The following is a 13,153-nucleotide window of genomic DNA, read 5'->3' as shown; positions in this document are numbered from 1 at the left end:
AATTTTAAATTATGATATTCAATTAATACACCAAATGAAATATATGTAATTCATTAAAATTATTTATTAAGCAATATTATATATCCTTTTGGTTATTTTTTCTAATTATCTGAAGATTTATCAACATTAGTCTTAATATTCGAAATTAAAGAAATGGATTTTTCAGAAAGATAAAACTGCGCGTATTGCAATTATTTATGTATATAACTTTTTTAAAAATTATATTTTAAATATAGCTAGTTTTTTATAATTTTTTTGATATAATTACATACGGGAAAAGGGAAGAATTTTGTCTTCCCTTGTGTTTTTATTTGCATCTAGTACTTTTGCTAGATGCTTTTTTTATGCTAAAAAAGGTATCCTCAAATACTTTGAGGATACCTTTTCACCTTTATTATCTCTGCTGTTTTCTACCTAATACGAGTAACCCAAAACTCATCATTACAAGAAGTGCTCCCATATATGGTTCCACAGGCATTTTCTGCCCTGTCTTCGGTAATTCTTTTTCAGGTTTCTCTGGATTCGGTGTCCCTGGCTTTTCTGGATCTGGTGTTCCAGGTTTTTCTGGATTCGGTGTTCCAGGTTTTTCTGGATCTGGTGTTCCAGGTTTTTCTGGATTCGGTGTTCCAGGCTTCTCCGGATCCGGTGTTCCAGGTTTTTCTGGATCTGGTGTTCCAGGTTTTTCTGGATTCGGTGTTCCAGGTTTCTCCGGATCTGGTGTTCCAGGCTTTTCTGGATCTGGTGTTTCTGGACCTGGTGGTGCTAAATGATTCAATTTGTTTAATACTTCTAATTGAACTGCATTTATCATTCCATTTGTAATTTCAAATGGAATTGGATTAGTTAATTTTTCATATCCTTTTGGTGCTTCTACTTCTACTAGTGTGTAGTTACCTACAGATAGATCTGTGATTTTTGCCTTTCCATCTTTATCTGTTGTTACTTTCACTACTACTTTTCCCTTTTCATCATGAACTTCAAACACAGCTCCTGATAAGACTTCCTTGCTTTCAGCGGCCATTTTTGTAATCTCCACTGAACCTTTGTCTAACTGTTCGTTCTCTACTTTCAATGATAAGACTTTTGTCATACCTTTTGTAATTTCGAATGATACTGGTTCCGTTAACTTTTTGTAACCTGGTAAGCTCTTCGTCTCTACTAATTTGTATTTTCCTACTGATAGATCTGAAACGTTTGCTTTTCCTTCTTTATCCGTCGTTACTTTCGCAACTACTTTGCCTTTTGAGTCACGTACTTCAAATACAACATTTTCTAATGGTGCTTTACTGTCTTTATCTATTTTTGTGATTTCTACATTCCCCGTATCTACCATTTCATTTTCTACAGTGAACGCTAAAGATTTTGTCATACCTTTTGTAATTTCAAATGGTACAGGCTTTTCTAATTTTTTGTAGCCTGGTAAACTCTCTACTTCTACTAGCTTGTACTTTCCTACTGATAAATCTGAAACTGTTGCTTTTCCAGCTTTATCTGTCGTTACTTTCGTTACTACCTTGCCTTTGTCGTCTTGTACTTCAAAGACTACACCTGCTAAGGGTGCCTTATTATCTTTATCTATTTTTGTAATTTCTACATTTCCCGTATCTACCATTTCATTTTCTATTTTTAATGATAGAACTTCTGTCATACCTTTTGTAATTTCAAATGATACTGGTTCTGTTAATTGTTTGTAACCTGGTAAACTTTCTTTCTCTACTAATTTGTACTTTCCTACAGATAAGTCTGAGATTTTTGCTTTACCATTTTTATCTGTTTTTACTTCTGTTACTACTTTTCCTTTGTCGTCTTGTACTTCGAAGACTACGCCTTCTAATACTTTTTGACTATCTTTATCTACTTTTGTAATTTCTACTGAACCTTTATCTACTAGTTCATTCTCTACTTTTAATGATAAGACTTCTGTCATACCTTTTTTGATTTCGAATGATACTGGCTCTGTTAGCTTTTTGTAGCCTGGTAAGCTTTCTACTTCTACTAGTTTGTAATTTCCTACAGATAGATCTGAAATTTTCGCTTTTCCTTCTTTATCTGTTGTTACTTTTGTTACTACTTTGCCTTGCTCATCTTGCACTTCGAATGTTACGCCTTTTAATAACGCGCCACTTTCTTTGTCCACTTTTGTAATTTCTACTGAGCCTTTATCTACTAATTCGTTCTCTACTTTTAGTGATAAAACTTCTGTCATGCCTTTTTTAATTTCAAACGATACTGGTTTTGCTAGTTTTTTATATCCTGGTAGGCTTTCTACCTCTACTAGCTTATATTTTCCTACTGATAAATCTGAAATTGTTGCTTTTCCTTCTTTATCTGTCGTTACTTTTGTTACTACTTTGCCTTTTTCATCTTGCACTTCGAATGTTACGCCCGCTAATACTGCGCCACTTTCTTTGTCTACTTTTGTAATTTCTACTGAACCTTTATCTAACAGTTCGTTCTCTACTTTCAATGATAAAACTTTCGTCATACCTTTTTTGATTTCGAATGATACTGGTTCCGTTAATTTTTTGTAACCTGGTAAACTCTTCGTCTCTACTAATTTGTATTTTCCTACTGATAGATCTGAAACGTTTGCTTTTCCATCTTTATCTGTCGTTACTTCTGTTACTACTTTGCCTTGCTCATCTTGAACTTCGAAGACTACGCCTTCTAATACTTTTTGACTATCTTTATCTACTTTTGTTACTTCCACATTTCCCTTGTCTAACATTTCGTTTTCTACTGTTAAAGCAAGAGATTTTGTCATACCTTTTTCAATTTGGAAAGTAATCGGATCTACTAATTGTTTATATCCTTTTGGTGCTTTTACTTCTACTACCTTGTATGTGCCGACTGATAAATTAGTAACTTGTGCTTGCCCTTTTTTATCTGTCGTTATTTTAGCGACTACTTGTCCTGCTTCATCTTGAATTTCAAAGACTGCATCAGCTAAAGCATCTTTATTTTCTTTATCTACTTTTGTAATTTCTACATTTCCTGTATCCACTAATTCATTTTCTACAGTCAATTGTAATGCTGTTACTCTACCCTTTTCAATTTCGAATGAAATTGGCTTTTCTAGTGGTTTGTATCCTGCCGGTGTTTCTACTTCTACCAACTCATACTTTCCAATAGATAAATCTGAAACGTTTGCTTTTCCTTCTTTATCCGTTTTTACTTTCGCAACTACTTTTCCTTTTGAATCACGTACTTCAAATACAACATTTTCTAATGGAGCTTTACTATCTTTATCTATTTTTGTTATCTCTATATTCCCTGTATCCACCATTTCATTTTCTACTTTCAATGATAGGACCTCGGTCATGCCTTTTTTAATTTCAAATGATACTGGTTTTTCTAACTTTTTATAACCAGGTAAACTTTCTACCTCTACTAATTCATACTTTCCTACAGGTAAATCTGAAACATTTGCTTTTCCTTCTTTATCTGTCGTTACTTTCGTAACTTCCTTACCCTTTTCATCTTGTACGATGAATGTTACTCCCGCTAACGGTGCTTTATTATCTTTATCTATCTTTGTTATCTCTATATTTCCCGTATCTACCATTTCATTTTCTATTTTTAATGATAAGATCTCGGTCATACCTTTTGTAATTTCAAACGATACTGGCTCTGTTAATTTCTTATAGCCTGGTAAACTTTCTTTCTCTACTAATTTGTACTTTCCTACTGATAGATCTGAGATTTTTGCTTTACCATCTTTATCTGTTTTTACTTCCTTTACTACTGTTCCAGCTTCATCTTGCACTTCAAAGACTACGCCTTTTAATGCTTTTTTGCTGTCTTTATCTATTTTTGTAATTTCTACTGAACCTTTATCTAACTGTTCATTTTCTACTTTCAACGATAGGACTGTTGTCATACCTTTTGTAATTTCGAATGATACTGAATCTGTTAGCTTTTTGTAGCCTGGTAAACTTTTCGTCTCTACTAATTTGTACTTCCCTACTGATAAATCAGAGATTTTTGCTTTACCATCTTTATCTGTTTTTACTTCTGTTACTACTTTGCCTTGCTCATCTTGCACTTCGAAGACTACGCCTTCTAGTACTTTTTGGCTATCTTTATCTATTTTTATAATTTCTACTGAGCCTTTGTCTAACTGCTCATTTTCTACTTTTATTGCTAAAGATTTTGTCATACCTTTTTTTATTTCAAATGGTACTGGTTCTGTTAGCTTTTTATAACCTGGTAAGCTTTTCGTCTCTACTAATTTGTACTTTCCTACTGATAGATCTGAAACGTTTGCTTTTCCATCTTTATCTGTTACTACTTTTCTTACTACTCCATCTTTCTCATCTTGGACTTCAAATTCGACACCCGCTAATACTGCCCCGTTCTCTTTGTCCACTTTTGTGATTTCTATATTACCTTTGTCTACCATTGCATTTTCCACTTGTATTGGGAATATGCCGTCCCCTGTTACATTTACTTCGAACTCTGCTTCTTTTAATTGGTAGCCTTCAGGCGCTTTCGTTTCTTTTAAAATATATTTCCCTGGTGCTAACGGTTTAGAGATTGCCTTACCATCTTTATCTGTAACAATATGTTCGACTACTACACCGTCTTTTACTATATCAAACTCTGCATTTGCTAATGGTTTTTCACCATTTTCCGAATCAATTTTCTTTACTTCAATTTGACCCTTTTGCATAGTATTTTTAATTTCAATTGTTTTTGTTTCTCCAGCTTGAAGTGTAACCTCTACTGGACTTGTTAATTTTTGATATCCTTCTGGTGCTACTGTTTCATATACTTTATACGTCCCAGGAGCTAAAGGTTGAGGTACTGAAAAACCTTTTTCGTCCGTTTTCAGTTTTGCAACAACTTCATTTGCACTATTTCGGACTTCAAATTCGGCACCTTTTAACCCTTTGTTCGGATTCTCAGAATCTATTTTATGAAGCGATACTGTACCATCTTTTGGAGCTTCAGGCGGCGTAATAGTTACTTCTTTTGATGTTAATGTTTTATCATCAAAATGTAATTCCGCTTTATTAGGAATCTTCTTATCTACGTAAGAAGATAAGTCTGCATCATTTTTAATTTTCGCCTTAATACTAAGATTAATTATCTGGTCTTCATATGACTTATAGTCAAAATTCTCACCAAACGTAAATGTTACTTCACTTCTTTGCTTATCTATCTTTAACGTCCCTTTAGAAGTAATATCTTGGCCATTTTGATCATACACTTTTGCCTCTAATACTTCTAAAACATCTTCTAAATCATCACGAATTACCATTGATGTGTATTTAGGAGGATCGTTTGGTATATGTGTACCAACTTGGTATTGAATCACTTGATCCATTTGTGTTAGCTGCTCATTCTCTACAAGCTTGCCATTCTCATCAACTATATTTTTTTCAATACTAGGTGGATTATCGTCACCTGAACCGGTTCCCCCTCCACCACTTACGAATACTTGTCCTACTTTTTCTTCAGTTTTAATATTTTTACCTTCTAATTTCACAGTATTTTTATGAGGCTTTGCAGAAGGATTAGTAATCTTTGTTTTATATCTTAAAATATAACCTTTTGAACTGTCTGGAAACTCAATTGTAAATCCAGCCTTTGTTGCATTAATTTTAATGTTAGATAAATCTGCTGGCTTAATATTTGTTGGTGCATAACCATCTTCAAATACAGCCTCTTCTAATACTACGCTGTCTGTAATTAACTCATGCCCAGGTCCTAATGTATCTGTTAATTTAAGATCTTGCATTTCTGTTCCAGTTGCATTTACATATACAAGCCAATCAGCAATCGAAGGATCTTCTTGATTATAAGAACCCCATTTCAATAGATTATCTGTATTGGGCTGTGGCTTCGGTCTCTCTGTCGTATTACTTACATTTACTTCTTTATTGACGATTTGACCATCAACGTTAAATTCTAATGGAATTTCTTTAACACCATCATATGCTTCTAGACCAAAGTAGAATTCTACGAATAAAGAACCTTTAATGTTATTCTTTCCTTCTACGTAATCCCCCATAGTACACGTTAATAGACCCTTTTTCATCTCACATGTACCAACTATTTTTCCTTCAGCATCTTTTAAAGGAAAACTCATATTCATAAGGTCTTTTCGAAACTCTTTTGGCATATCAATTGTGAATTGATCTCCACTTTTTATTTTTTCTTTAGCTGACCACTTCACTTCTACTTTCATACCATCTGAGGCTTGATACGGTTCAGATGTCGTGCCATCAGTACGGGAAATATTAATTTCGTCCACTGGACTTTTCATCACAGCAGCTTGAATAACTGGAGCCCACACATTCAGCACTGAAAATAATACTAGAAAAACTAATGAAACCATTGAAATATGTCTTTTAGTACTTTTCATTTGCATAGTTCCCTCCTATTTTTTATATTTATATAACAAAAAAAGACCGTCCGGTTGCATCAAAAATGTGCAACCAGACGATCTTAGTAACCAATATGTATTACCGTAGACTCTAAGCTTTGCGGCCTATCCTTTCGAATAGTGTGCTAAAAATATCTTTTATTCTTTTTTTGTTTCATTTTCCTCTTAAACCAAATATTACTATACCGTCTGGACGGTTATAATTCAATACTCTATAAAATTGTTCTATTTTTCTAATAAAAAAAATAATTCACCACTACATTAAAGAAGCAACGGTGAATTATTTTTACATTATATAGTTCGTATATTCTATTTATATGAATTCCTAATAAGAGCTTGAATCACTTTTTCTCTTAACTCAGGGCTTAGTCTTCCAACCCCTAAATATTCCGAATACCATAATCCATCTGCTGCTAATCTAATAATTGTTGCACAAACTGCATCTATCTCATCGTTTTCTATATTCTTTTGCAGTTGCTGAAATGATTGTTGTAATGGCTCAAGTAATTCAGGTTTTAACATGAATGCTGCCATCATACTACTAGATAACTCTTCTGTTCTTCTCTCATTATTTAATCTTTCCTCTACAAAAGAGCGAACCCATCTCCCTTTCTTCTCTGCGTCTTCCGCTACTTTATTGTAAATGGCTCCCTCATAATCCTCTACCCCTCTGACTATCATACCTTCTATTAAAGCTTCTTTATTTGAAAAGTGATACAATAATCCACCTTTACTTACACCCGCCTCTTTTGCCACTGCTTCTAAGGTTAATTTAGCAACCCCTTTACATTGCACAATTTGAGAAGCGGCCGCCAAAATCTTTTGCCGCGTTATGCTTATACTCATTCCTTTTTAAAACCCCATTTCTACTAAATTTATATAAATACGAATCTTATTTTTAATATTGTTGATTACTACTAAGTATTTTCTTTATACAACAAAAGCTTCATTACCTTTGAATTTTTAGTTACTTATTCTATTAAAAATTTCCATATCATTCAATATGATAACATCAAATACACAACATTGACTATACATCTATACTTTCATATTCATTCCTAATATATCCATTAATAAAATTTACCGATTTAGTCCTTCCTATTACTTTAAGATGGCAGTAATTCTTTCAGCACTAAATAAAAAATGTTATTACTCCCATTGAATTGAGTAATAACATTTTACTTAACAAATTCGCTGCCAACTAGCATCCTTCACATCTTCACTAGTCGGTTTTCTAACTAATCCAATAAAACATTCCTCGCAAGCACCAAATACAATAAAATTTTTCTGTGCTTGTCTTAACGAGACTTCATTTGCACCGCCTTCAAAGTCAGGATTGTTAAACTGTACCTCATCATCTTCCCAGTAACATATATTACAAATTTCATATGTACCTGGTGGTTCTTCTTCTATTGTTCTATACCCGCAGCACGGACATGTATATTTCATTCTGTTACTCCATTATTCATTTCTTTTTTCTCCCATATATTCCGGCCCATAAAGAATGTCACAGCACAAATCATAGTTATCCCCATGAAAAATGTATTAGAATCTTCATATGTAGTTGGAATGCCTACCGTTACGAAAACAATACTAAAAACTAAAAGTAGATATAATAATAAAGATATAATATAGCTGAGTTTAAATCGTAAAATGATACCTCTAAACAATAGCTCACCAAGTAGACAGCCACCTAAAATAATAGGTACTCCGAAATACAATGTAAGGACTCCCATTTGCGCAGTAGATTGAATTATCTTTCCAATTATGTTCGGCGAAACCAGCTCACTATTGTTTCCCATCCTATCATATAAATCAAGTGCTGTTGCTGAAATAAAGAAACTTAATATAGAAAATGAATACGGTATTAAAAATTTGTTCACTCTCATTCACCTCGCTTTTTTCTTTACATATATTATTCATTATTTCCTATCATTTTTACATAAAAAAATAACCCTCTATGATAAAACATAGAGGGTAGCATTTCTATATAAAAATCTATACCTTATCCTGAAGTGAATCCCGAAAATAGGACAAATATCAAAACACCTAAACCATCTGCTATCTGCTCCCTACATTCTTTAGGGTAGATAGTTTATATGTTTTATTAGAAAGTAGTGCCTTCTTTTCTATAATATTCTTTTGAAATCTCTTCATAAAATGCGGCTGATGTCGCGTAGAAATAAGGTGCTAACCATAAGAAACCGATTCCTACAGTAAGAATACTTAAAATGAACCAACCTAAGAAACTTAAGCATAGTAAAAAGTAATCCATTTTATGTCCATTCATCATATGACGACTCTCAGTAATCGCTTGATTCGCTGTATATTCTGGATGATCATTCAAAATAAAATATGTCATAGAATAAGAAAATGATTTAATAATACCTGGAATAATAAGAAGTAATGTCCATAGAGTCAAGTATACATACATTAGTAAATATGTTAAAAACGACTTCATCAACTTACTTCCATCGCTAAACCATCTAAATATATGACCAATGCGAGCATCAGTCCCACGAATTGCATTTAAAACAAGATAATAGGCACCTATTGTTAATGGACCAATAACAAGCATTACTATAATACTTACTGTAAGTGAATCACTTGCTTCTTCCCAACCCCAAAATATCGAGAAAATACCTGTTGTTAGCATTTCAACAGCTCCAATAAGGATTCCAATTAATAAGGTTGCCCCTACCGCTAGTCCCCATCTTCCTTTTAATGCATCAAGTGCTTCTCTTTTCAACTGACTTATCATATATAACCTCCTAATACTATTTCCATTTTATTATACCATTTATATCAAAAATCCCACATATTTTCCTAAAACAGAAGCATATTACCTTTTTTCATACGTATTGATACATGTGTGCTGTAGTTGTACTAATATATGGATTAAACGACTCTTTTCCCTATAACAAAAAAGCCTGCCTTTCATAATAGGCAAGCTTTCTCAAGTTACATCTCATTTATTTTATTCTTATACCAATCCTGCATTCTCTCCGCATCTTCTACTCTCGTATGCTCTATTTTGTAACTAGATGATGCACTCGAAAACTTATACGTACATAAATCCGCACGGCGCTGGAAATATGATTGTGTCTTCTCCATTGATTGGACATGTCTTCTTCTAATAAGTCCTGTATATTTTCCGACGCTACGATAGACAAGTGTAATTTGTTCTCCGTTAACACTGTAGCCATTTGTTTTAAATGTTGCGTATCCAAGTGTAAAGATAAGGATTGCGAGCGGTAGTAATGCCCACATGATGTAATACTTTTCAAAGTATATGCTTATTCCAGTAAGCGGGATTGCGAGCATAGCGAAAAAGATAAAACTATCAATGAGATAGCGGCGCAATGCTGCTTTTGGTAACGAAGTAATACTTGCATTCAGTTCGTATGGTAATTGTAAATGCGCGAGTAATTGTTGCACTCGATCTTTTCGAATGATAGGATGCAGTGTAACTTTTTCTTCTTTCCCTTCACTTTGAATGACTTCTACTTGCACAGCACAATAACCGAACGGTTGGCGTAAAATGCCTTCTTTTATCGTAATCCCTTGAATGCGGTGCAATTTTAGTACGAGTTCTTTTCTCTCCAGTAACCCTTGCGAAATACGGACTTCATCATTTTTTCGATTCACTGTGAAGTTACCGTGTTTTAACGCGTAGCCAATTGTAGATATCATCCAAGAAACGACAAGTAAAATAGCTACCATGTAAATCCAGCCATATATATCGTGGTCCATTACATATGACGTCACACTATTTTTTATCCATTTCGGAATATACTCATCTACTTGGTGATAAACGAAAAAGATTAAAGAGAACAATACTCCAAATTGACCAGATGTAACAGACGCTATTAAAATCTCTTTCCACGTTAACTTGTACTCTGTCGTTTGTTTTTCCTCTGTAACAATTGCTTTTTCTACTGTATTTTCTGCTGCTTCGTCTAACGTTTTTTCTGCTTTCACTTCTGGAGTTGGCTCATTTAACAAAGTAATAAGCTCCGTCGCCTCTTCTACCGTAATTCCAGCTAAGCTAACTTCTGCTTCATCGCCCCCGCCAGCTGTTTCAATCTGAATTTTTTTCAAACCGAGCATTTGGTATAGTACGTTAGAACTTGTATTAATTGTTTGAACACGTTCTTTATTTAAGTAGCTCTCCTTTTTCACAAAGAGACCTTGTTTCACATGTAATACGTTATTTTCGACCCAGTATACTTTGTAATACCAGCCTACGATAGCTGAAATAATTGTGATCAACGCAAAACCAATAGGAACTAAATACCAAAATGGAAACTTTCCCCTTAAGCTAAAAAGAAAAATAATGAGTGGTATAAAATCTGTTATTTTTAATTCTAATAACATCGTGATAGGATGCTGCCTCTTATACATCCTCATCACTCACTTTCGCTAATTCTGCGATTTTCGTTTTCAACATTTCAGCTTCATACATCGTTAAACCTGGGATGCTATGAGAAGTTGCTGCTGTTGAAATGTGTAATTCTGCTAATCCGTATTTTCTCATAATTGGCCCTTGTTCAATCGTTACGTGCTGTACACGAATCATCGGCACTAATACGCGCTTAACAACGAAAAGGCCATGCTGAATTTCAAGTTCTTCTTCATTTAGTTGGTAGCTGTAATAACGTTGACGTAGTTTCGGAAACGTAAAGTAATCAAACGGTGTATATACGATTGTTAATCCGATGAGCACATAGAAAATCCAAGCCCACCAATTAAACTTAATCATAAAGAAAAGATATGCAAAAATGACTATAATACTGATTCCTAGCTCAATTAAAGAACGCGCTTTCCACACCTTGACCATGTCAGGGTGAATTTCATTTTTCAATGGATCCATGTAACCACTCCAAATCTAGTAATCTAATATATGAATACTCTCAATCTATATTTTACGTAACTTTACAGAAAATTGGAATTTAATCTTCTTTCTTCTCAGGAATAAAATATCCGAACCAAAGTAGCCAAATGAAACCGATTAACTTCATCCAATTTCCATCCGCTTGAAAAGCTTCAATCATACCTGGTATTTTATAAACCCCAATAAATCCAAGAAAACCGAGCCACCAGTTTTTTTGCATTTTCATTTTTACTCCTCCTTCATTACGTTTTTCACATTTCGAATCCAAATTTCTTTATACTTTAACTGGAATCCCATGAGCATATAGTTGCTCATATTATCGATCACGAGCGCTAGCGTATGAGCATTTTCTTCCGTTTCATGTTGTGACACAACGCCCAGTCTCGCGCCTTTCTTCAATAAATCATGGAAACCATGCAAAAAATCCTCTTGTATTTCAAATAAACGTTTCTGATACTTTTCATTTCGCGATGCAGTTACGATAAATTCATTGATAACGCGTAGTATTCCTTCTTGCCCTTCATACTCAGAGAGCATATGTAAACCATCTGCGATTAGCTTTTCTGCAAAGTTTTCTTTCGTATACCGCTCTTCATTAAAGTATTTTGTAAAATGATAATCAGAAAAAATCTCTTCAAATAAAAAATCAACTAACGCTTCTTTAGAAGAAAAATGATAGTAAATAGCCGGTTTTGAAATACCTACCTCTTTCGCAATCATGGAAAGACTCATCTTCTCAATGCCGTGTTCTGCCATAAGTTTAAATGATGCCTCTACAATGTTCTGCGATGTTTGTAAATTCTTCGTCATACTGTACCTCACTTATTTTTACTTACCGTTCGGTAAGTAAATTATAAAACAAAACGAAATGATTTTCAATTTAGTTAGCACTACAGAAGGTATTTATTGGAAAATACAGAAAGTTATAAAGTAAAAGCAACATATAAGAATAAGGAGGATATCATATGGGACTTGGTGGTAATGGCGGTAGTGGTGGTAATGGCGGCGGTGAAGCGGGACAAGCTGGTAAGAGCGGATTTTCATTAATCATTGTACTTTTTATCGTATTGATTATAGCTGGAATTAGCTATATCGGACTTAGCTTCTAAGAAAAGGCGTCCTACATTACATATGTAGGACGCCTTGTTTTTAATCTCTATTCAGCAATCGCATACGATAACAATTCATCGTCACTTCTCCAAGCCTTTGCAGTAATTGATAGTTCGCATATGCGCCGACTGGGGCACCGATTACTGGTACGAGCTGAAGCATTTTCGCTAAATCAATATAGTCTCGGTACTCTGTTTGGAACTTTTCCCAGTCCATATGATTTTCTTTTTCTGTATCCCACGTTTCGATTGCTTTCCATATTTCTTTTCTGTGATCGTCACTTGAAAAGGCAAGTTGGAAAACGTGAAGGATAAAAAGACGCTCTTCTTGTTTACTCGTATCAAATCCGTACAATGTCGCTGCATCGAATAAAAATTTAATTTTAATTGTAAGTAAAAGCGGAAAGTCAGCAAGACCGAGGAGAATACCACCAGCTCCAGTCCCTGCTCCTTCTGCCGCTGCTATTTTTTTGTACTCATCCATTTTTTTACGAACTTCATCGTCACGTCTTTGCAGTGACCATGTCGTCTCTTTTAGTTTCGGCTTTATAAAGTTTGACCCGGCGCTAATCGTTTGCACCATCATACGAATCGTCTCTGTTAGTACCTTTTGTACTTTCGCCGGAATGAGCTGTTGCACCTTCGTCTGCACTTTTTTGGAGAACCGTGTCATCATAGAAGAATCTTTCATGAATGTAGCTTTCCACTGCTCCAATTCTTTTATAACCTTCTCTTCGTATGTAATCATAGGTTCATTCC

Annotated in this window: 11 protein-coding genes and 1 riboswitch; of the genes, 1 reads left to right on the top strand and 10 read right to left on the bottom strand. The window is 34.3% G+C overall.

Translation table 11 applies throughout. The features are described from left to right. Positions 1–394 precede the first annotated feature (394 nt). The 9 genes from DN399_RS05330 to DN399_RS05295 form a co-directional block, all read right to left on the bottom strand. Positions 395–6,376, bottom strand: coding sequence for a SpaA isopeptide-forming pilin-related protein (locus DN399_RS05330; RefSeq protein ID WP_149149390.1), 5,982 nt, complete (start codon positions 6,374–6,376; stop codon positions 395–397). A gap of 59 nt (positions 6,377–6,435) precedes the next feature. Beyond that, a riboswitch (cyclic di-GMP riboswitch) is annotated at positions 6,436–6,528 on the bottom strand. 172 nt (positions 6,529–6,700) lie between these two features. Beyond that, positions 6,701–7,237, bottom strand: a complete 537-nt coding sequence (locus DN399_RS05325; protein WP_000028016.1) for a TetR/AcrR family transcriptional regulator — start codon at positions 7,235–7,237, stop codon at positions 6,701–6,703. Positions 7,238–7,573: 336 nt separating this feature from the next. Then, entirely contained in the window at positions 7,574–7,840 is a 267-nt protein-coding gene (locus DN399_RS05320) for a CPCC family cysteine-rich protein (RefSeq protein WP_000877842.1), read from the bottom strand. Next, on the bottom strand, positions 7,837–8,274 hold the full coding sequence (locus tag DN399_RS05315) for a hypothetical protein (protein ID WP_149149389.1): 438 nt from the start codon (positions 8,272–8,274) through the stop codon (positions 7,837–7,839). Before DN399_RS05315 ends, DN399_RS05320 begins: the two co-directional genes overlap by 4 nt. Before the next feature lie 224 nt (positions 8,275–8,498). Continuing rightward, positions 8,499–9,152, bottom strand: a complete 654-nt coding sequence (locus tag DN399_RS05310; protein ID WP_000625401.1) for a DUF975 family protein — start codon at positions 9,150–9,152, stop codon at positions 8,499–8,501. Positions 9,153–9,352: 200 nt separating this feature from the next. Beyond that, positions 9,353–10,795 (bottom strand): PH domain-containing protein, encoded by a 1,443-nt coding sequence (locus DN399_RS05305; RefSeq protein WP_098279422.1) that lies wholly within the window; start codon positions 10,793–10,795, stop codon positions 9,353–9,355. Then, positions 10,788–11,264, bottom strand: a complete 477-nt coding sequence (locus tag DN399_RS05300; RefSeq protein ID WP_000371345.1) for a PH domain-containing protein — start codon at positions 11,262–11,264, stop codon at positions 10,788–10,790. The genes DN399_RS05305 and DN399_RS05300 overlap by 8 nt, the downstream gene beginning before the upstream one ends. Before the next feature lie 79 nt (positions 11,265–11,343). After that, a complete protein-coding gene (locus tag DN399_RS27985; RefSeq protein ID WP_000783813.1) occupies positions 11,344–11,511 on the bottom strand; it encodes a hypothetical protein in 168 nt (55 codons plus the stop codon). A gap of 2 nt (positions 11,512–11,513) precedes the next feature. Continuing rightward, positions 11,514–12,095, bottom strand: coding sequence for a TetR/AcrR family transcriptional regulator (locus DN399_RS05295; RefSeq protein WP_000164838.1), 582 nt, complete (start codon positions 12,093–12,095; stop codon positions 11,514–11,516). Between the two features lie 155 nt (positions 12,096–12,250). Here DN399_RS05295 and DN399_RS05290 point away from each other — a divergent pair, with 155 nt between their 5' ends. After that, the gene (locus tag DN399_RS05290) at positions 12,251–12,394 is read left to right on the top strand and encodes a YjcZ family sporulation protein (RefSeq protein ID WP_000522758.1); all 144 of its coding nucleotides are present in this window, start codon (positions 12,251–12,253) and stop codon (positions 12,392–12,394) included. Positions 12,395–12,434: 40 nt separating this feature from the next. Here the strand turns inward: DN399_RS05290 and ecsC are convergent, their stop codons facing one another. Beyond that, entirely contained in the window at positions 12,435–13,142 is a 708-nt protein-coding gene (gene ecsC, locus DN399_RS05285; protein WP_000634142.1) for an ecs operon protein EcsC, read from the bottom strand. Between the last annotated feature and the right edge of the window lie 11 nt (positions 13,143–13,153).

It is taken from the genome of Bacillus sp. AR4-2 (assembly GCF_008274865.1).
Lineage (GTDB): Bacteria > Bacillota > Bacilli > Bacillales > Bacillaceae_G > Bacillus_A > Bacillus_A cereus.
The sequence above is the reverse complement of the archived record's forward strand: the minus strand, read 5'-3'. Positions and strand labels throughout refer to the sequence as shown.

Excerpts from the sequence above, each read along its gene's own strand:
- DN399_RS05290 (WP_000522758.1), top strand. The coding sequence starts at position 12,251 with ATGGGACTTGGTGGTAATGGCGGTAGTGGTGGTAATGGCGGCGGTGAA.
- DN399_RS05310 (WP_000625401.1), bottom strand. The coding sequence starts at position 9,152 with ATGATAAGTCAGTTGAAAAGAGAAGCACTTGATGCATTAAAAGGAAGA.
- DN399_RS05300 (WP_000371345.1), bottom strand. The coding sequence starts at position 11,264 with ATGGATCCATTGAAAAATGAAATTCACCCTGACATGGTCAAGGTGTGG.
- DN399_RS05295 (WP_000164838.1), bottom strand. The coding sequence starts at position 12,095 with ATGACGAAGAATTTACAAACATCGCAGAACATTGTAGAGGCATCATTT.
- DN399_RS05305 (WP_098279422.1), bottom strand. The coding sequence starts at position 10,795 with ATGTATAAGAGGCAGCATCCTATCACGATGTTATTAGAATTAAAAATA.
- DN399_RS27985 (WP_000783813.1), bottom strand. The coding sequence starts at position 11,511 with ATGAAAATGCAAAAAAACTGGTGGCTCGGTTTTCTTGGATTTATTGGG.
- ecsC (WP_000634142.1), bottom strand. The coding sequence starts at position 13,142 with ATGATTACATACGAAGAGAAGGTTATAAAAGAATTGGAGCAGTGGAAA.
- DN399_RS05325 (WP_000028016.1), bottom strand. The coding sequence starts at position 7,237 with ATGAGTATAAGCATAACGCGGCAAAAGATTTTGGCGGCCGCTTCTCAA.
- DN399_RS05320 (WP_000877842.1), bottom strand. The coding sequence starts at position 7,840 with ATGAAATATACATGTCCGTGCTGCGGGTATAGAACAATAGAAGAAGAA.
- DN399_RS05330 (WP_149149390.1), bottom strand. The coding sequence starts at position 6,376 with ATGCAAATGAAAAGTACTAAAAGACATATTTCAATGGTTTCATTAGTT.